Annotated in this window: 19 protein-coding genes and 1 pseudogene; 17 read left to right on the top strand and 3 right to left on the bottom strand. The window is 59.5% G+C overall.

All coding sequences use genetic code 11. The features are described from left to right. Positions 1–178 precede the first annotated feature (178 nt). The 15 genes and pseudogenes from C4901_RS09295 (at position 179) to C4901_RS17280 (ending at position 16,319) form a co-directional block, all read left to right on the top strand. On the top strand, positions 179–2,086 hold the full coding sequence (locus C4901_RS09295) for an AAA domain-containing protein (RefSeq protein WP_168185652.1): 1,908 nt from the start codon (positions 179–181) through the stop codon (positions 2,084–2,086). Between the two features lie 13 nt (positions 2,087–2,099). Beyond that, entirely contained in the window at positions 2,100–3,044 is a 945-nt protein-coding gene (locus C4901_RS09290; RefSeq protein ID WP_110137093.1) for a hypothetical protein, read from the top strand. Between the two features lie 145 nt (positions 3,045–3,189). Beyond that, complete coding sequence (locus C4901_RS18040) at positions 3,190–3,501, top strand: hypothetical protein (protein WP_205735914.1); 312 nt, start codon at positions 3,190–3,192, stop codon at positions 3,499–3,501. Between the two features lie 205 nt (positions 3,502–3,706). Next, positions 3,707–5,050: an AAA domain-containing protein gene (locus C4901_RS09285; RefSeq protein WP_205735913.1), complete on the top strand. Its 1,344-nt coding sequence runs from the start codon at positions 3,707–3,709 to the stop codon at positions 5,048–5,050. A gap of 8 nt (positions 5,051–5,058) precedes the next feature. After that, positions 5,059–5,316: a type I restriction-modification system subunit M N-terminal domain-containing protein gene (locus C4901_RS18555; protein WP_168185651.1), complete on the top strand. Its 258-nt coding sequence runs from the start codon at positions 5,059–5,061 to the stop codon at positions 5,314–5,316. Continuing rightward, positions 5,213–6,696, top strand: a pseudogene (locus C4901_RS09270) (N-6 DNA methylase); the annotation flags it as partial. The gene C4901_RS18555 and the pseudogene C4901_RS09270, both read left to right, overlap by 104 nt. A 91-nt stretch (positions 6,697–6,787) precedes the next feature. Next, on the top strand, positions 6,788–7,336 hold the full coding sequence (locus tag C4901_RS09260; protein ID WP_168185650.1) for a hypothetical protein: 549 nt from the start codon (positions 6,788–6,790) through the stop codon (positions 7,334–7,336). Further along, positions 7,333–7,878, top strand: coding sequence for a hypothetical protein (locus tag C4901_RS09255; protein WP_110137089.1), 546 nt, complete (start codon positions 7,333–7,335; stop codon positions 7,876–7,878). Before C4901_RS09260 ends, C4901_RS09255 begins: the two co-directional genes overlap by 4 nt. Then, the gene (locus C4901_RS09250; protein WP_110137088.1) at positions 7,875–9,179 is read left to right on the top strand and encodes a restriction endonuclease subunit S; all 1,305 of its coding nucleotides are present in this window, start codon (positions 7,875–7,877) and stop codon (positions 9,177–9,179) included. Before C4901_RS09255 ends, C4901_RS09250 begins: the two co-directional genes overlap by 4 nt. After that, a complete protein-coding gene (locus C4901_RS09245) occupies positions 9,176–10,003 on the top strand; it encodes a hypothetical protein (RefSeq protein WP_110137087.1) in 828 nt (275 codons plus the stop codon). Before C4901_RS09250 ends, C4901_RS09245 begins: the two co-directional genes overlap by 4 nt. 65 nt (positions 10,004–10,068) lie before the next feature. After that, a complete protein-coding gene (locus C4901_RS09240; RefSeq protein WP_145960680.1) occupies positions 10,069–10,686 on the top strand; it encodes a hypothetical protein in 618 nt (205 codons plus the stop codon). A gap of 73 nt (positions 10,687–10,759) precedes the next feature. After that, on the top strand, positions 10,760–11,644 hold the full coding sequence (locus C4901_RS09235; RefSeq protein ID WP_110137085.1) for a GIY-YIG nuclease family protein: 885 nt from the start codon (positions 10,760–10,762) through the stop codon (positions 11,642–11,644). Beyond that, complete coding sequence (locus C4901_RS09230) at positions 11,637–12,392, top strand: hypothetical protein (RefSeq protein WP_110137084.1); 756 nt, start codon at positions 11,637–11,639, stop codon at positions 12,390–12,392. Before C4901_RS09235 ends, C4901_RS09230 begins: the two co-directional genes overlap by 8 nt. Further along, positions 12,385–15,471 carry a type I restriction endonuclease subunit R gene (locus C4901_RS09225; RefSeq protein WP_110137083.1) on the top strand — a complete coding sequence of 1,029 codons (3,087 nt, stop codon included), beginning with the start codon at positions 12,385–12,387 and terminating at the stop codon, positions 15,469–15,471. Before C4901_RS09230 ends, C4901_RS09225 begins: the two co-directional genes overlap by 8 nt. A 176-nt stretch (positions 15,472–15,647) precedes the next feature. Further along, a complete protein-coding gene (locus C4901_RS17280; protein ID WP_145960679.1) occupies positions 15,648–16,319 on the top strand; it encodes a hypothetical protein in 672 nt (223 codons plus the stop codon). A gap of 80 nt (positions 16,320–16,399) precedes the next feature. Here C4901_RS17280 and C4901_RS09220 read toward each other — a convergent pair whose 3' ends face one another. After that, complete coding sequence (locus tag C4901_RS09220) at positions 16,400–16,606, bottom strand: type II toxin-antitoxin system HicB family antitoxin (protein ID WP_110137082.1); 207 nt, start codon at positions 16,604–16,606, stop codon at positions 16,400–16,402. Between the two features lie 520 nt (positions 16,607–17,126). Between C4901_RS09220 and C4901_RS19375 the strand changes: the two genes are divergently transcribed. Both C4901_RS19375 and C4901_RS09210 read left to right on the top strand, forming a co-directional pair. Continuing rightward, positions 17,127–17,492, top strand: coding sequence for a DUF6883 domain-containing protein (locus C4901_RS19375; RefSeq protein WP_110137081.1), 366 nt, complete (start codon positions 17,127–17,129; stop codon positions 17,490–17,492). Continuing rightward, positions 17,479–17,688, top strand: coding sequence for a DUF4926 domain-containing protein (locus C4901_RS09210; protein ID WP_110137080.1), 210 nt, complete (start codon positions 17,479–17,481; stop codon positions 17,686–17,688). Before C4901_RS19375 ends, C4901_RS09210 begins: the two co-directional genes overlap by 14 nt. An 83-nt stretch (positions 17,689–17,771) precedes the next feature. On the opposite strand, the gene C4901_RS09205 is transcribed toward C4901_RS09210, so the two are convergent. Continuing rightward, positions 17,772–18,098, bottom strand: a complete 327-nt coding sequence (locus C4901_RS09205) for a helix-turn-helix transcriptional regulator (RefSeq protein ID WP_168185649.1) — start codon at positions 18,096–18,098, stop codon at positions 17,772–17,774. After that, positions 18,095–18,406 (bottom strand): hypothetical protein, encoded by a 312-nt coding sequence (locus C4901_RS17685; RefSeq protein ID WP_168185648.1) that lies wholly within the window; start codon positions 18,404–18,406, stop codon positions 18,095–18,097. The genes C4901_RS09205 and C4901_RS17685 overlap by 4 nt, the downstream gene beginning before the upstream one ends. Positions 18,407–18,674 lie beyond the last annotated feature (268 nt).

Genomic DNA, 18,674 nt, shown 5'->3' with positions numbered 1-18,674 from the left:
AAGACGGTATCCGTTAGTTTTCGCGTTACACCCGAGTTTCGGGAACTGCTTGAACGCGCAGCCGCAAAAGAGCAGCGCAGCCGGACGAATTTTCTTGAGTGGTTGCTTTTTCACCGCTGCCGACAAAATGGCCTGCTGCCGATTTGTAGCGCAAAGGTTACCGCCCAGGGAGCGCAAGATGAGCGGCGCGGCCCTTCTCAATAAGCTCCTGAACTACGTCCTCGAGCAGGACAAAGAGGTCGACCCACGCGGTTTCACGCTGAGTCAGTACAAGGGGTTTATTAGGGCTAAGCCGGACCTACAGGGTTTGCCGGGCGTCGATTTAGATATCAAGGTCGAAGGCGACCACATCTGGTTGCGCGTCGCTCGACTTGGGGCAGCTAGTCCCCCGCGCCCGACTGACCAAGCTCTTATCGTGACCGGCGACGACCCGAATGGGCCTCTTCCGCGCATCGACGAAGCGACCTTGAAGCGCCGGATTGCGCAAACCTCGCAGGAAAAGGCACCTCTTGAGTTGGGCGTCCTTGAGGCGCAAGTGCGTGCCGCCGCCAGCCGCGCTTTGGAAGCTTACACGCCACTTTGGTCGGCTTGGGCGGAAGGCGAGAAACCGCGCCGCAAGACCATTGCGCTCTATGGCGACCTCTTTGCTATCAAGCAGCAACTTGAAACGGAGGAAACGGCCAAGCCGCTCGAGGTGGTGTGGGGTATCGGTGTTTCGTCATGGAAGTTGTCCTATGCTGAGAAGTCCGGTTCGACCGTTGTGCATTTTCAGTATCCCCTGTTGACCCAGGCAGTCGAGTTGACACTTGAGCCCGAGACCCTTGCCGTTGAGGTTAGACCCAGGGCTGTCGACCCCCGCTTCGAGTTCGATGCGTTTGCCGCGTGCCAACTACCAAACACGGCAGATATCGAAAACGAGGCTCGGGACGCGCTCGCCAGGGGCGCGGACCGGCCGCTAAACCCTTTCGACCCGGGCAGCTACGAGCACCTACTCAAGTTCATTGCCGGGAATCTTCATAAGGGTGGCCGTTTTGTGATGGGCGCGGAGAGTTTTCCGCCCGTGGGGGAGGACTTGCTCGTGTCCGATGGATGGGTACTTCTATCACGACCGCGTGCAAACAATTATCTGCATGAAGACATTGAACGCCTCAATGCGCAACTGATTTCTGGTGTCGAAATTCCAGCCGGGCCGCAGGCCCTGGTGACGCCACCGCCCGACGAAACGCGGGCCTACGAACCTATCCACTTCCGCGGGTTGTCGGGCGCGTCCGGCGGTTATGGAAAGGGCGATGTCGAGGAACTCTTCTTCCCGCTGCCGTATAACCATGAGCAGGTGACTATCGTCGAGCAGCTGGAGCGGTCTGCCGGGGTCGCCGTTCAGGGTCCCCCTGGGACCGGGAAGACGCACACGATTGCCAACATCATCTGCCATTACCTAGCCACCGGGAAAAAGGTCCTTGTCACAGCCAAGGGTGAGCAGGCACTGGCCGTGCTGCAGTCGAAGATTCCGGAGGAAGTGCGCCCATTAGTTGTCGCCCTGCTCGCGGGCGACCGGGAAGGTATGCGCCAATTCCAGGCCTCGATAGAAGCCATCACCCACAACGTGTCCCAGATGAATCCGGGGGTCGTTCGTTCTCAGATTGAGGCAGAAAGCAGCAATATCGACGAGGTGCACACGGAACTCGCGGCGATTGACCGTCGCGTAGACGAAATTGCCCTGACACAGCTGTCGGAAGTGGAAGTGGATGGCGTAAAAATGCGCGCCCAGAAGATGGCCGAGTTAGTCGTGTCGGGGGTCGAGCGCTATTCTTGGTTCGATGATGAGTTGTCCTTGGACGCCGCGTCCGCACCTCCGCTTTCCAGTGTCGACGCAACGACTCTGCGGGAAACTCGGCGGCGCCTAGGGCAAGATATCATCTATACCTCAGCTCACATCCCATCGAGTGTCGCCCTGTTGCCTGTAGCGGCCATTGGCCGTTCTGCGGGAAACTCGGCGGCGCCTAGGGCAAGATATCATCTATACCTCAGCTCACATCCCATCGAGTGTCGCCCTGTTGCCTGTAGCGGCCATTGGCCGTTTGCATGAAGCGCTTGTCGGCATGCGCGCCATCGAATCTGAAGTGGTGAAGGGTGGTCTGTTGGCGCTTCGTGCGGCGTCGCCCGAAGTTCTTGAGGAAGCCAGAGAGCTACTTGCCGCCGTGGAGGGCGCAGCAGCCTTGGCCCAAGAACTCGAAGAGACCGGCGAGGTCTGGACGGCCCAGTTGCGTCACAAATGCCGGCAAGCCGCATTTACCAGCGAGCGCCAGGCCCTGGAAGCCTTGTTCAGCGATGTCGCTCTGCTCATCAATGAGCGGCGTGAATTCCTGAAGCGTCCCGTGGAGGTCCCTGACGCGGCGTTCAGCATGCCGAAAGCGCTGGAGGCCATTGCGCGCGGTGCGGAATCGGGAAAGCCGTTTGGCGTGTTCCGCGTCGGCGGAGGAGAGGTCAAGGAGTCCGTTGGTGCCATTCGTGTCGCCGGACGGCCTCCGGAATCTATAGATGACTGGAAGCACGTGCAGCGCTATGTCGCACTACAGGAGATGGTGCGGTCGTTTAGCGTGCGCTGGAACGCGATTGCTGAGCTCCTTTCGATGCCGAAGGTGAGAGGCAGCGTGTCGAAACTGCGGGACATCGAACTGATTTCTGGCAATGCATATAAGGCGCACTTATTAGGTACAAATCATGATACGCATCTCCCGGTACGGGCAGAGCGCGTCTTTGCTAAACCGCCGATTCAACAGCTGAAGGGGACCAGCACTCAGCTACGTGAGGTATGGGAGCATCTGCGCCGCCATTTGATGCATGCGGAGCTGGAATTAGCCGTGGTCCCACGCGCAACACTGCGAGAAAAGCTTGCTGGTACTTCTGGTCCGATTTCAGAGGCGCTGCGACGCTTCGTAGATGAAGAGCTGGGCTGCGCGGCGTTATCTGCCGAGTGCGTGATGGCCCGATACTCGGGGCTTGCTTGTCGGAGAGCTACACCGGGTCGAAGGACTTGTGCATGACCTTGGTGTTGTCAATGAAATGGCTACGCGTATTGAGCAGGCCGGAGCCTCAAGACTCGGTGTCAGGGTACGAAGCCGGCCGGTTGGTGTGTCTGGCGAAGATGATGTATTCCCGGCGAACTGGCGCGACGCGTGGATTTGGGCGATGGTCAAATCGCACCTTGGGACCATCGAGGCACGGGAGGAGCTCCGCACGCTGACAGCCCGTCGCCACTGGCGCGACGCGTGGATTTGGGCGATGGTCAAATCGCACCTTGGGACCATCGAGGCACGGGAGGAGCTCCGCACGCTGACAGCCCGTCGCCAAGACCTCGAGCATAGGCTCGCGCACCTCTATGAAACATTGGTATCGAAGTCGGCGTGGCTCTCCACGAAGCTCGGGGCGTCGCCAAAGGTTCTGGCGGCTCTGGAAACCTATAGAACCGCCGTACGGCGGATTGGCAAGGGGACTCTATGAAACATTGGTATCGAAGTCGGCGTGGCTCTCCACGAAGCTCGGGGCGTCGCCAAAGGTTCTGGCGGCTCTGGAAACCTATAGAACCGCCGTACGGCGGATTGGCAAGGGGACAGGCCCAAATGCCGTGCGGCACCGTCGTGATGCCCAGAAGGCGATGTGGGATGCCCAGGGTGCGGTGCCGTGTTGGGTCATGAGTCATGCTAAAGTGTCCGAGACGCTGCCGGCGCAACTCGGATGTTTCGACCTTGTTATCGTCGATGAGGCAAGCCAGTCAGACCTCTGGGCGTTACCCTCTATCCTGCGGGGCAAGAAGATTCTGGTCGTCGGCGATGACAGGCAAGTCTCGCCTGACGGCGCGTTCATTTCAGCTGGTCGCATTCAGGAGCTCAAGGACCGATTTCTGGGCGACCAGCCTTACGCGGCGGTACTCACGCCGGAGAAATCGCTCTACGACATCGCATCGACGGTCTTTGCTGCAGACAAGGTGATGCTGCGGGAGCATTTTCGATGTGTACCGCTCATTATTGCCTACAGTAACCGAGTTTTTTACGACGACTTTATTCAGCCGCTGCGTATTCCGAAGGCGTCCGAGCGTATTGACCCGCCACTGGTGGACATTTACGTCAAAGGAGGTAGCCGCAACGCTAAAGATGTCAATCCGCAGGAGGCCGAGGTTATCTCCGATGAGATTCAGGCAATTCTGGACAGCGACCGCTTTGCGGAGCGTACTATCGGTGTGGTGTCGCTGCTTGGGGCAGACCAGGCAAAGTACATTGACGGAGTGGTGCGCCAGCGCTGTGATGCAGCAGAACTCCTGCGTCGCCGGTTCAAATGTGGCGACGCGAGGATTTTCCAAGGGGGCGAGCGCGATATCATGTTTCTTTCGATGGTAGCCGACCCCACGAACTGCAAGGCGATGTCTGGGAATATGTTCGAACAGCGATTCAACGTCGCGGCCAGTCGCGCCCGCGACCGCATGTACCTTGTCCGTTCAGTCCAATTGGCGGACCTGTCTCCTGCGGACAGCTTACGCCGTAGTCTCCTGGGGCACTTCAGCAAACCGGTCGGCGGACAGGATGACGAAAGACAGAGTCTTATAGATGAGTGTGAATCGGAGTTTGAGAAACAGGTATACCTGGAACTCTTCAATCGCGGTTACCGGGTGGTGCCACAGGTCAAGGCGGGCGCCTTCCGTATCGACATGGTCGTCGAAGGGGCTAACGACACGCGCCTCGCTATCGAATGCGACGGCGACGCATTTCACGGACCCGACCGCTTGGCCGGCGACATGAGTCGCCAGAGGGTACTGGAGCGGGCGGGGTGGATATTCTGGCGGTGTTTTGCGTCCGATTGGGTCATGCGTAGGGATGAGGTGTTGCAATCGCTCCTTGACCATCTCGCAGCAATGGGAATCGAACCGCTGGGTGCGCTGGAGCGGGCCCCGACGGTGGTGGAGCACAGAACCCGGGATTCTACGGGCGGCAATGCGCCGCGGTACGTCGGAGACGGCGGCAATGTTGAAGAAACGACGGGGTCCTTACAGAAATGAATGGGGTTATGACCTTCTCTGAACTCGCCAACTTTATCTGGTCGGTGGCCGACCTCCTGCGCGGCGACTACAAGCGCGCCGACTACGGCAAGATTATCCTGCCCTTCACCCTCCTGCGCCGCTTGGAGTGCGTGCTCGAGCCCACTAAGGCCAAGGTCTTCGGTGGCCGACCTCCTGCGCGGCGACTACAAGCGCGCCGACTACGGCAAGATTATCCTGCCCTTCACCCTCCTGCGCCGCTTGGAGTGCGTGCTCGAGCCCACTAAGGCCAAGGTCTTAAAGGAATACGAGAAGCGCAAGAACGAGCCCGCGCTCGAGGTGCGCCTCACGCGGGTGAGTGGACAGGCCTTCTACAACGTGAGCCCCTTTACGCTCGCCGCATTGCTCGCCGACCAAAAGCACATCCGCCAGGCGCAAGAACGAGCCCGCGCTCGAGGTGCGCCTCACGCGGGTGAGTGGACAGGCCTTCTACAACGTGAGCCCCTTTACGCTCGCCGCATTGCTCGCCGACCAAAAGCACATCCGCCAGAACCTCACGGCCTATCTGGGCGACTTCTCGGCGGAGGCCCGCGACGTGTTCGAGAACTTCAAGTTCCTGGGCCGTATCGGGGAGCTCGAGGACAAAAACCTCCTCTTTCTCATCGTTCAGAAGTTCGCGGCCATCGACCTCCATCCGGACGTCGTCCCCAACGAGACCATGGGGCTCGTGTTCGAGGAGCTCATCCGCAAGTTCGCCGAGGACTCGAACGAGACCGCAGGCGAGCACTTCACGCCGCGCGATGTCATCCGCCTCATGGTCCAGTGCCTGTTCGCCGAGGACGCAGACGGCCTGTCGCGCCCCGGGGTGGTGCGCTCGCTCTACGACCCGGCGGCCGGCACCGGCGGCATGCTGTCGGTGGGCCAGAATGCCCTGCACGAGATGAACCCGGGGGCCAAGCTCGCGCTCTTCGGCCAGGAACTGAACGACGAGTCCTACGCCATCTGCAAGGCCGACATGCTCATCAAGGGCCAGGACCCGAATCATATCCGCCCCGGTAATACCCTCTCGGCCGACGCCTTCGTCGGCGAGACCTTCGACTACGGACTCTCCAATCCCCCTTTTGGGGTCGACTGGAAGAAGGTCCAGGCGGCGGTGAAGGCCGAACACGAGAAGAAAGGCTATGGCGGGCGCTTCGGGCCCGGGCTCCCGCGTATCTCGGACGGGGCTCTGCTCTTCCTCCTGCATCTTATCGCCAAGATGCGGCCCCCGGGCGCGGGCGGGGGCCGCATCGGCATTGTCTTGAATGGCTCGCCGCTCTTTACCGGGGATGCCGGCTCCGGGGAGTCCGAAATCCGCCGCTGGATACTGGAGAACGACTGGCTCGAGGCCATCATGGCCCTGCCCACGGACCTCTTCTACAACACCGGCATTGCCACCTACCGGGGATGCCGGCTCCGGGGAGTCCGAAATCCGCCGCTGGATACTGGAGAACGACTGGCTCGAGGCCATCATGGCCCTGCCCACGGACCTCTTCTACAACACCGGCATTGCCACCTATATCTGGATACTGGACAACGCCAAGCGACCGGACCGCAAGGGTAAGGTCCAGCTGATTGACGCCACCCGCATGTACGCCAAGATGAAAAAGAGCCTGGGCAGCAAGCGGGCGTATCTCAATCTGGATACTGGACAACGCCAAGCGACCGGACCGCAAGGGTAAGGTCCAGCTGATTGACGCCACCCGCATGTACGCCAAGATGAAAAAGAGCCTGGGCAGCAAGCGGGCGTATCTCACAGAGGCCCAGATTGCCGAAATCGTCCAGGTCTATGGGGCCGGCGAAGAGGGTGCCGCCTTCACCCAGGAGTACCGGGAGACCAAGACCAATGGCGTGACCAAGCCCGCCGAGCCCGAGGCCCCGCGTATCGTCTCCAAGGTCTTCCCCAACGCCTTCTTCGGGTACCGCAAGGTCACCGTCGACCGACCCCCGCGGCCGGGTAGCGAAGGCAAGCCCAAAAAAGGCGAAAAGCCCTACGACAAGGACCTCCGCGACACCGAGACCATCCCGCTCACCGAATCCATTGACGCCTACATGCAGCGCGAGGTCCTGCCGCATGTGCCGGATGCCTGGGTGAACACCACCATCCGCGATGAGAAGGACGGCGAAGTCGGCAAGGTGGGCTACGAAATCAACTTCAACCGCTATTTCTACGTCTACAAGCCGCCCCGCCCGCCGCATGTCATCGCCGAGGAGATTCGCGAGATGGAGAAGCGCTTCCTGGAGTTGATGAAGGGGGTTGTGGGGTGAAGGCGCTGGCGGAGATTTTTAACCCCGATGCGCGCCAAGCGGCCCTTGTCACGTTAGACGTTGGTAGATGGCGCGCCATGGAGGTTCGTGACTACCACAAGCTGTTGGATGCTGTTCGAGTTACGGACACCGCGCCAGAAGCCGTGCTCGAGCAATTCGAGGTCGCGCGCGACTTGATGTTGTACGGGTGGTTCGTGTACGAGTTCTACACAGTGGCAAGTCATCATGCCTACACCTGCCTGGAGTTTGGGCTGCGTGAGGCATGCAAGGTGTTAGCGGGAGAAGGGAACCCCTGCAAAGAGGTTAAGATGGCCCGCGGCCTCGGTTGCTACCTAACCTATCTGAAGAGAAAGGGGATAATACCGGACGGCAGGTACGATAAGGCAATTGAAATGGCCATGCCCATGTTGCGCAATGACCATGCACACGGGAGCAACACGCTATTAAATTACGCACTTGCTATGCCGACCCTGGAGATTGTCGCAGACCTTTTGAATGTCGTATTCGGCTCCGAAAAAGTCTCGGGGCATTGCCAGACATGAAGAACGGGGACGCAGCCAATTTATCTGCGGTAAGGCGGCTTAAGTATGTTGCGGACCTCAATCCGACCGCTCGCCAAGACCTCCTCGAAGCATCCGATACCGAGGTGTCGTTTTTGCCCATGGAAGCAATCGGAGAGGACGGCTCCATTAAGCTGGGCCAAATGCGCCCGGTATCCGATGTACGCAACGGCTACTCCTACTTCGAGGACGGGGACGTCGCATTCGCAAAAGTGACACCGTGTTTTGAAAACGGGAAAGGCGCGTTGATGTCCGGCTTAGAGCGCGGCGCGGGATTGGGCACCACCGAACTTACGGTGTTGCGTGCTCGGCAAGGTACAAGTGCACAATTCCTGAATTATGTGGTCCAATCCTCTCGGTTCCGCCAATTCGGCGCCGCCGCAATGACAGGGGCGGGCGGCTTAAAGCGGGTGCCGGATGAATTCACGCGCGACTTTAAGACGTCCTGGCCGTCTCTAACCGACCAAACTCGCATCGCCAACTTCCTCGACGAGAAGACGGCGCGGATTGATGCGCTGATTGGGGAGAAGGAGAGGCTGCTGTATTCAGTGTCCGAGTTATTCAAGGCGCGCCTCGGGACGGCCGTGGTTGAGGGGCTGCGCGATGGGGCCCGGTTGACACCGGCGGCGGGAAAGGGTTTTGAGGCCGTTCGCGAGGACTGGGAGCTTATACCCATAAAGCACATCGTCACCGCGGGTGGCGGCATGACCCCTTCGAAGGATAAAGCAGAGTTTTGGGATGGAGAAATCCCTTGGGTGTCACCAAAGGATATGAAACGGTTTGTGCTTCACGATAGCGAAGACCATATAACAGACGAGGCTGTGAGGTCGACATCGCTGCGATTGTACCCCATCGACTCGGTTCTCGTGGTAGTTCGCGGTATGATTTTGGCGCACACATTTCCTGTCGCATTGAACGCTATTCCAGTTACGATTAACCAGGACATGAAGGCATTACGTACGAATGCACGAATGTCTCCCAAGTATCTCGCGTGGATGCTCCGGGGGTTGGCTCCCTTAATGCTATCCCTCACCGAAGAGTCCGCGCATGGTACCAAGGCTCTGAGAACGGACCAGTGGGCGACCCAGCATGTACCTGTGCCCCCTCGCGACGAGCAGGCAGCGCTGGTTTCCCAGTTTGAAGAATGGGAGCAAGAAGCAATCGAGCTGAAGGCTCATCTTGAGGAGCATATCGCTCGTCTCCGCGAATACCGCGCCTCCCTGATTTCGGCAGCCGTGACCGGCCAGTTGGATATAGACAACTTCGGGCGGAGCGGCGCATGAGTTACATCGCGGAGGCGCAAGGCATATGGTACGAAGGCAGCAGTTCTTGGCTACGGCTCATGCAGCAGCATCCCTTGCTGCTGCCAATTCACTTTGTGGACCACCTTCCGGACGCGGAAATGCTCTTTCGGGAGGAATACTTCAATTCGGCTACACGCATACGACGTGGCTGGCTGTACGAGAGAACCGATAGGTTCGGGTGGGGTCCTGGCTGCGTGAGTCGCCACCCGCTGCGAGAGTACAACAATCACAATACTGGCCTCACAATGAGTAAAGCTTACAAAGCGGCCGAATGTTCGGTGCGGAATGGGTGGACGGCTATTCTCGGCGACAATAACGCGCAATCTCATTGGACTGTCGTTTTCGCGGAAAGGGCCGGGCTCGACGCCCACTATCTCACGCTGAAGTCCAAGACCTACTTTGGCGTCCTTCCGGAGGTTAACCGCGAGGCAATTCCTGCGCCCAATCGCCAGGACATCCTGCAGGCCCTTGACGCAGTCGTCGAGGCGGCACCCATTCAGGCACCCCAGCCGGTTATTGACGCGTGTCGGAACGCGGCGTGCCACATGATATCCGCGCAATTTCCGCAGTCGAATCCTACGGGCGAGAAAGATTTGGGCCCCATGGTCCGTTGGCTCAACGACAACGAGCATCGCACAAAGGCGGATGCGGCTGACATCGTCAACCGTCTGCACAGCCGCGCGAAAGCCAATGCCGCGGCGCAGCACGGAACGCGCCCGGTTTCTCAGCAAGACGCCAATCTGGCTGTGGACGCCATCGCGTTCCTGCTTCAGGACTTTGGGTGGGCGGAGACCACCGTATGATAGGTATCACGCCCACATGGTGTACGTATTACTCGGGTGCCGTAGATATATGGCCAGAAGAGTTGTTGGACATCAACATCATCAGCGGGGAGCACCACAAGCGGCCGTTTTTTGCCTATCCCATGCCGAACGGGCATTTCCGGCAGTTTGCTGATATTCAGGAATGGTACGAATATGTAAAAAGCTTCCGTCTTGCGCCAGGGAAAATTGTCCTGCCGTACCTAGACGCGTTTGACGAGGCGTTGCGCGCGTTATTCATGACCTACCTATTTGGGGAGTTCTGCAAGATGGGGGAAATGAAGGCGTTCGCGACGCTAGAGGGGGCGTTGCTAACGGCGTACGCGCACAAGATGTGCAAGGTGGCAAAGAATGGTCGGCACCGCTGCGCGGGATTAGGGGAGACTCTTAAATGGGCCGAGGAGAACGATGGCTTGCGCCCGGGGCTTTTCGACGTATCAAAACTGCAACGCAGTCCGAGCGCGTTGAATGTCATTCGGGATAGGCAGATGCACGGGTATCTCTTTGAAGAGACCTTGCCTTGGGGCGGCCTGTTTGAACTCATCAAGGAAACGATAGAGTATGCGTACAGAAATCATCCGCCGTATGATATTCATAACCAAAGGCAGGTCTATGGAAATCGGTTTGCGAATACGGAAGGGAACTCGGGGAGTCCCTTATGGTAGTCAGGGACCGCGATAACCTTCTCTATACACGCGAAGTTTCCGGTCTTGACAATGCGTGCGGAGAAGTAACCCCATGACCCGCCCCCAAACCATCCAAATCTTCTTGCCGACAGGCGACCCGCAAGGGGTGCGCGTCGCCGAAATCACGACCCGCATCGTCCGCGTCATCGAGGTGCCGCGAAGCCTTCTCGCTGACTTCCTGAAGATGCCCGAAGCACAGCAGGTCGGCGTGTATTATCTCGTGGGGCCGGCGGAAGAGGGCGAGGGTTCTTTGCTGTACATCGGCCAAAGTGGTGCCGTCGGGACACGGCTCGCCCAGCACAACGAGAATAAGGACTTCTGGAACCGCGCCCTAGTGGCCGTGTCCTTGACGAATAGCCTCACCCAGACGCATGCGCTGTTTCTCGAGTGGCTCGGCATCAAGGACGCTAAAACTGCCGGGCGCTATGCGCTGGACAATGGAAACGCCGGCGCCCGGCCACACACACCGGCGCCGCTCGAGGCGGATTGTCACGAAATCCAGGACACTGTGCGTGTCCTTCTCGCCACCTTGGGCTATCCTGTCTTTGAAGCGGTCGGCAAATCCGCGACCCGGGAGAGCGCGGAGGAATTCTTCTGTCGTGCCAATGGCGCCGAGGGGCGCGGCCTGTATACACCGGAAGGATTCGTCCTGCTTAAGGGCTCGACGGGTCGGCGGGAAAGCGTACCCTCACTTCATGGGACGGTATACGAGCATGTCAGGGAACGGCTTATCGAAAGCGGCGTGTTGCGAGTCGAGGGAGACCGAATTGTGGTGACGAGAGATTATGTCTTTGGCTCTCCAAGTCGAGCGGCTCTAGTATTGCTCGGTCGTAGCGCAAATGGCTGGCGGGAATGGAAAAACGCCGCCGGCCAGACGCTGCATGATGTGAAACGGATAAAAGTGGCGCTTACAGACATGAATGATAGTCATGATTGACTGGGACGCGGTGGTAGAAGTGGTGACGGGAGCCGGCACGCTCATGCTGGCTGTATCGTCATTTGTCACGATTCGTAGAACGGCGTTGAGCGAGAAGCGTCGATACACACCGGTCGTGACGTGGGATTTCTACGATATTGGTGAACATGAGAACTTGGGGCCTCCGGGCTTCCGGCATCTTCAGTCGCATCGCGATAATCCGGAACTCAATCATCCAGCGCTCAAGTTATCAGGAAAATTGCGCAATATTTCCGCATCCCCGGCTGTTGATTGCCGACTGGATATCTATGTCGACAGTAGCCCTGAGCCTATCCACGAGATTCGCAATATCGCACTCCATGACGGCTTGGGCGCGGGTGATAGTGCCGAGATTTCGCGTCTCATCACTTTGGATGACGTCGATGCGGATGGCGCGCTATATTTTAAGTTCGGAGTACATGGTTTGTTCGCACAGTTTTCTGTACCTGCGGGCCACGAATATCCGTTTGCCGTCGTCTTCTCCTACAAGAACCCTTTCGGTGCCGCCTTTTTCTCGGTATACAGGATGCGCGTCGACGCGCGTAGCGACAAAGGCTCTGAGCGGCAGCCGGTGCCCACCATGGTGTTTAAGGGGAGCGCGTCGGGACAATTCCATATGTCGTGGCTCACGGTGCGCCGCCCAGCCAGTCGGAGTGGCTGGGGAGGCCGCGATTTGGGGTGCGCTTTGGCCGATATAATAACAAGGTTGCGGGGGAGTCGGCATGCCTGAACTTTCCAACGTCCACACCGAAAAGGTCTTCGAAGACGAGGTTTGCGCGCATCTCGCCGCCCACGGCTGGTCGGTGCGCACGCATCTGAAAGACGCCACGGCCTACAGTCGGGAGTTGGCGCTCTTTCCCGATGACCTGCTCGCCTTCGTGCAAACCACCCAGCCGGATGAATGGACCAAGTTCCGTAAATGGCACAACGGCGAGACCGAGACCGTCTTCCTCAAGCGCGTCGCCGAACAACTCGACCGCCACGGCACCCTGTATCTTCTGCGTCACGGCTTCAAGGACCGCGACGCCCGTTTTACTCTCTGCCAGTTTCGCCCGGCGCACCAGAAGAACCCCAAGCTTCGGGAGGCGTATGACGCCAACCGGCTCACCGTCATTCGTCAGCTGCATTTCAGCCTCCATGACGAAAGGAGCCTGGACCTTACGCTCTTTGTCAACGGCCTGCCGGTGGCGACCGCGGAATTGAAGACGGATTTGACCCAGAACGTGCAGGACGCCATCCGCCAGTACAAGACCGACCGCCTCCCGCGTGACGTCAAGACCCGCGAGGTCGAGGCCCTTCTGCAGTTCAAGACCCGTGCGCTCGTGCACTTTGCGGTCTCCACGGACGAAGTCTTCATGACGACGCGCCTGGCCGGGCCCGACACGGTCTTTCTGCCCTTCAATCTGGGGCGTCCGGATGGGTTTGGGGGTGCCAGCGCCGGCAACCCACCTGCGCCCAAGGGCAAAGGCTACCCCACCTGGTACCTCTGGGAGCGGGTGTGGGCGCGCGATACCTGGCTCGATATCCTGGGCAACTTCCTGCATGTGAGCCGCCGGGAGACCGAGGGCGGTAAGAGTTTTTCCGAGACCCTCATCTTCCCGCGCTACCATCAGCTCGATGTGGTGACCCGCCTCATGGCCGCGGCCCGCAGCGAGGGCCCCGGCCACAGCTATCTCATCCAGCACTCGGCCGGGTCGGGGAAGTCCAACTCCATTGCCTGGTGCGCGCACAGGCTCGCGGCCTTGCACACCGACCGAGACGAGCGGGTCTTCGACTCGGTCATCGTCATCACCGACCGCCGGGTCCTCGACCGCCAGTTGCAGGACACCGTCCGCCAGTTCGAGCACAAGGCCGGGGTGGTGGAGGCGATAGATGAGAACAGCCAGCAGCTGGCGCACGCGCTTGCGGATGGCACGCCCATCATCGTCACCACCCTGCAGAAGTTTCCCTTCATCCACCAGAAGGTGGCGGGGCTTTCCGACCGGCGCTTTGCGCTCATCATCGACGAGGCCCACTCGAGCCAGTCGGGGGCCGCCGCCCAGAAGCTGCGCGCGGCCTTGACGAGCGTCCCGCCGCAGGTCGCCGAAGCGGCGGGGACCTACACTGTCGAAGCGCCCGCGGGCGAGAGCCTTGAGGAGGAGGCGCCCGCCCCGGACGACGAGGACGGCGAAGACGCCATCAACCGGGCAATCACCGCGCGGGCCCGGCCGGCCAACTGCGCCTACTTCGCGTTCACGGCCACCCCCAAGAATAAGACCCTGGAGCTCTTCGGGCGCCCGGGAGAAGACGGCACGCCCGTGGCCTTTCATATCTACTCCATGCGCCAGGCCATCGAGGAGGGCTTCATCCTCGATGTGCTCAAAAATTATGTGAGCTACAAGGCCTTCTACAAGCTCGCCGCGGCCGCCGACAAGGAGGTGCCGGAGCGCCGCGCCAAACGCGCCCTGGCCCGTTATGCGCATCTGCATCCCCACAATATCGCCCAGAAGGTGGTGGTCATCGTCGAGCACTTCCGCGCCCATGTGGCCGCGAAGCTCGCGGGGAGGGCGCGGGCCATGGTGGTCACCAACAGCCGGGTGGCGGCCGTGCGCTATAAGCTCGCCATGGACCGGTACATCAAGGACCAGCGCTACACGGACATGAAGACGCTGGTGGCGTTCTCGGGGCGCGTGGCCGACCCCGACTCGGGGCCCGACGAGTTCAGCGAATCGAACATGAACCCGCAGCTCCACGGCCTGGACCCGGCGCAAGGCTTTCAGGAGGAGGGTTACCGGGTGTTGATTGTTGCGAACAAGTACCAGACGGGCTTCGATGCACCGCTCCTGCAGGCCATGTATGTGGATAAGCGCCTCGCGGGCGTCCTGGCCGTGCAGACCCTCTCGCGGTTGAATCGCACCTACCCGGGCAAGGACAACCCCTTCGTCCTCGACTTCGTGAACGACCCGCAGGAGATTCTTCAGAGCTTCACGCCCTATTACCGCGCCGCGCGTCTCGAAGAGGTCACCGACCCCAACATCGTCCACGAGCTCCAGACCAAGCTCGACCAAGCCCCCGTCTACCTGTCCTCCGAAATCGAGGCCTTTGCGCAGGCCTTCTTTAACCCGAAACGCCAGCAGGCCGGTCTCCATGCCTACCTGAAACCCGCCGCCGACCGCTTCCGCGCCTTACCCGAAGAGGAGGCCGACACGTTTCGCAAGGACCTGGGCACCTTTCTGCGCCTCTATGACTTCCTCTCGCAAATCATCCCCTACAACGACCCCGACCTCGAAAAGCGCTATGTCTTCGGCAAGAACCTGATGCCGCGTATCGCCGCCGACGATTCCCAGGACGCCCTCCAGATTGATGCCGACGTGCGGTTGACGCATTACCGCCTGCAGCGCCTCGGGGAACAATCGCTCGACCTCGCAAGCGGCGAGTCCCAGCCGCTCCAGCCCGTGAGCGAGGCCGGGACCGGCAAGGCCTATACGGACGAACAGCGCCGCCTTGCCGAAATCGTCGAGAAGATGAACGACCTCTTCTCGGGCGATTTGAGCGAGGCCGACATGGTGGGCTATGTGACCACCATCAAGGGCAAGCTCCTGGAGAACCCGACACTCGCCGCCCAGGCGACCAGCAACACCGAGGAGCAGTTCGCGCTCGGCGACTTCAAGGCCATCTTCACCGACATCGTGCTCGACGGTCAGGAGGGTCATAACGCCATCGCCAACCAGATTCTGAAGGACGAACACACCTTCGCCGCCATGCAGGGGATGCTGGCGCGGCTGGTGTATGCGGCGTTTCGGGAGGCGAGGGACAGGGCCGGCAGATAATTACAGTGGTGGGGGAAGCATGCGTGTGAATAAGCTTGAGAACTGCATTATTAATGGTGTTCCTAAAATTCAAAGACTTTACAATAAGGTGAGCGACGGCTGGTGGTTGTACCATGCGCCCGAATCCTTCATTCAGTCCCATCTAGCTTTGCATATCGCCCATAATGGCGAGTTCTGTGTCTAAAATTCAAAGACTTTACAATAAGGTGAGCGACGGCTGGTGGTTGTACCATGCGCCCGAATCCTTCATTCAGTCCCATCTAGCTTTGCATATCGCCCATAATGGCGAGTTCTGTGTCTATCCGGAGTGTTCGCCGAAGCGATGGAAAGCCTCTGTGAGCCGAGGAAACGGCACCAAGCCCAGAGGACGCCCATTCAGCGCGCATAACAAGAAGCGGTTTGATTTGGTGATTTGGCGCAAATCCGGGAAACGGCCAAGGGCTATTGTCGAAATTAAGAGGGCCGTCTACGCAAGTCCTTTGGTGGAAGATGCCGGAAAGATTGTAGACTACGGAAAGGAGGCGCAGTTCTTTGGTATTAGGACCGCATACATTCTTGCTTATAGTGAGGCGCGGCAAAACGGAAAAAAGGCGCCGCGGCACAGTGGTACGAAGAAGCTAGAGCAGAGATTCAAGGCGTGGTCCGAGAATCTTCGGGAGGAATGTGGAGACAAGGCAACAGTCAAATGTGTCGGCTGGGAGGCACACGAACCGCGAGACCAGGATGACAAGCCCAAATGGTCATGGGGGGTTGCGCTTTATCGGTTAGATTATCGCGCGAAGAAGAAAAAGAAGAAGCGCGTTGTGTCTCGCTCGCCGGCCGTCATGCGAACTCGGAAGGCAGCGTAGAGTCGGGCGTCACTTGATGCGCCAGCCGATGGCCAGCAAGGCCGCGAAAACCCGCTTGGCCTTCGCAGAAGGCCAATGACTCACGCGGCCACAAAGCCGATACGAATGGCCATGGGGCGGTTCTCACCACACTCGATACGTTCGGCGAGAACGCGAAGCGCCAGGGTCTCGGCTTTGGCCATGGCCTCATCGGACGTGGCACCATAGACGAGGACTCCCGGAATCTCCGGGACCTCCGCGAGCCAGCGCCCATCCTCTTCGCGCTCGTATTCGATATGGAAATCCATTTGGCCTCCTGGCCCCACGGACCAATAGGGCGAGCGGCGTCGGAAAAGCAGAAGGGCCCCCGTAGTACCGAGAGCCCCGCGCCGGCCGCGTAGTCGCAACCCACTTGTCGCAATGCTAGCATTGCAGGGCCCGAAAAACAAAGCGGTTTCAGGCGGCCGGTTCAGGGACGCGCGAAACATATCTCATCATGCCGCCCGAATGCTCCGCGCGGCATGATGAGCGGTTTCGGGCGCCACGCGAAGTCGACACGCGAAACATAACTCATGAATTCACAAGGCCTACCTCGTGAATTCAGGAGCGGATTTCAGACACCCGTTGGTGTGGGCTTTGCCTGAAATACGAGGCCCGATGCTTGTTGTTGCCCGGTATTTCGCGAAGGAAGGAAAGGGGGCTATGAACGGCGGGAGCTGGGTGGTGGCCGCGGGTCAGCGGGCCTGCGAGTAGTCCGGCTTACGCCCGCCTTTGCGCGCCAAAGGGGGTGCGTTATACTTTTCCCAGTGACGAGGGTGAGATGAGACCGTGAAGCTCCCCTGTGGAGAGCGGGCCATTGTCGGAGATGACAAACTCAGCGGGTATTGCCTGAATTCTGAGCACCCGGAGGGTCGTCACAAGGCGCGCGTTTTCCAGTCCCTGCTTGGCCTGGGACCGGAACAGGCCGACATCTTGAAGGCAGCCCTTTGCCAAGCCGCCACGGGGGAGTCGGCAGAGCGGGTCGGAACCACCCCATACGGTGACTTGTACATCGTGGATTTCGCCATGCCGGCCAAGGACAAGACGGCGCCTGTGCGGTCGGTGTGGATAATCCGCGGAGGGGAAGAAGTACCACGTCTGGTCAGTTGTTACGTGCGCAAGCTGGCATTGCGAGGTGGATATGAAAACGCTTGATGTCGTCGCTCTGGTCAAGGATTGTCCCGAGGAAGGCTTGCGGCGCGGGCAGGTCGGCACCGTCGTGGATGCCCCGTCCCCGGGCGTCTATTTGGTGGAATTCGCGGACATCGGGGGAGAGCCCTATGCCTTCCTCATGGCACCCGAGACGGATTTGCTGGTGCTTCATCATCGCCCGGCGCTCAAAGTCGCATAGCCCCGGCATCCGCGCGCCTCGACGCTCTCGCGAAAATCCCGTCAGTCGCTCCAGCGTGTCCGGGTAGCTCTCCACTATGCGAATCAAGAGAACGGTCTGCGCAGTGGGCCGGGCCCGGCGTCTTCCCACGCGTTGGTAGCATTCTCGTCGCACAGACGGACATCAACCCGCATATGGAGGCTGAACGCGATATCGGAGAGCGTTCGGAGCGTCATGTTACGGGACCCGTCGAGCAGCTGCGTAACGTGCGCGCGACTTGTCCCCAGGCCATCGGCGAGCGCTTTCTTGTTCCACCCACGCCTTTCCAGCGCCTCCCAGATGCTCTCCGTGACATCGAGAATCAACCCTTCTTGCGCATACACCTTGCGGTTGTCTTCCGACTCTTCAAGCCATTGGTCGATGGAGTTCACTTTGGTCTCCCGACGAAATATTGTTCCCGTTCGTTTTGTGTTTTCTGTAAATCCTGTGGGTCGGCCTTTTGTTTCTTTTTCAGCGTAGCATGCCCGATGACGAATACCTTGCCTGAAGGCTCGCTCGCAAACCACCCATAAGCCCGCAAGCCGCAACGCGCCTTTACGGCATAGAGGCCGTCACCCTCGGCATTCCATTGGTCCGGGGAGCGCAAGTAACCGAAATCCGCAAGTCGCGTGATGAGCCTCTTCATTTGCGCGACGCAGCCCTTCTTGCTGCCCGGCACCAACGCTATGGCCTGGTCCAAGGCCTCTCGTCCGGCGGTCGTGGTATGGACGACCAAGCATCGCCCGGCTTCGTAGACAGTCGTCACGTTAATCTATATGTTAACACGGCGTCAAGAAGCCGTTTGCCGGGCGTATAGGCAGCTCTGGGACAAGAGGCTGTCTTTTTTGGGGAAAACCCGCATATCGTCATATTGACAGCGCGCGTAAACAATCGGCCAACCCGTCTTGAGTCTGTTGAGGATTTGGGTTAGGGGTGGGGGTGGGAGTTATCAGGCCCACCAAAAAAGA

Origin of the sequence: Acidiferrobacter sp. SPIII_3 (assembly GCF_003184265.1) — a bacterium.
Lineage (GTDB): Bacteria > Pseudomonadota > Gammaproteobacteria > Acidiferrobacterales > Acidiferrobacteraceae > Acidiferrobacter.
This window is presented reverse-complemented; position numbering and strand designations above follow the sequence as displayed.

Bases quoted from the DNA above. Each gene is read 5' to 3' on its own strand.
- C4901_RS09225 (WP_110137083.1), top strand. From the start codon at position 12,385: ATGCCTGAACTTTCCAACGTCCACACCGAAAAGGTCTTCGAAGACGAG.
- C4901_RS09230 (WP_110137084.1), top strand. From the start codon at position 11,637: ATGATTGACTGGGACGCGGTGGTAGAAGTGGTGACGGGAGCCGGCACG.
- C4901_RS09260 (WP_168185650.1), top strand. From the start codon at position 6,788: ATGAAAAAGAGCCTGGGCAGCAAGCGGGCGTATCTCACAGAGGCCCAG.
- C4901_RS09220 (WP_110137082.1), bottom strand. From the start codon at position 16,606: ATGGATTTCCATATCGAATACGAGCGCGAAGAGGATGGGCGCTGGCTC.
- C4901_RS09245 (WP_110137087.1), top strand. From the start codon at position 9,176: ATGAGTTACATCGCGGAGGCGCAAGGCATATGGTACGAAGGCAGCAGT.
- C4901_RS09290 (WP_110137093.1), top strand. From the start codon at position 2,100: ATGCGCGCCATCGAATCTGAAGTGGTGAAGGGTGGTCTGTTGGCGCTT.
- C4901_RS18555 (WP_168185651.1), top strand. From the start codon at position 5,059: ATGACCTTCTCTGAACTCGCCAACTTTATCTGGTCGGTGGCCGACCTC.
- C4901_RS09295 (WP_168185652.1), top strand. From the start codon at position 179: ATGAGCGGCGCGGCCCTTCTCAATAAGCTCCTGAACTACGTCCTCGAG.
- C4901_RS09250 (WP_110137088.1), top strand. From the start codon at position 7,875: ATGAAGAACGGGGACGCAGCCAATTTATCTGCGGTAAGGCGGCTTAAG.
- C4901_RS09210 (WP_110137080.1), top strand. From the start codon at position 17,479: ATGAAAACGCTTGATGTCGTCGCTCTGGTCAAGGATTGTCCCGAGGAA.
- C4901_RS09235 (WP_110137085.1), top strand. From the start codon at position 10,760: ATGACCCGCCCCCAAACCATCCAAATCTTCTTGCCGACAGGCGACCCG.
- C4901_RS18040 (WP_205735914.1), top strand. From the start codon at position 3,190: ATGGTCAAATCGCACCTTGGGACCATCGAGGCACGGGAGGAGCTCCGC.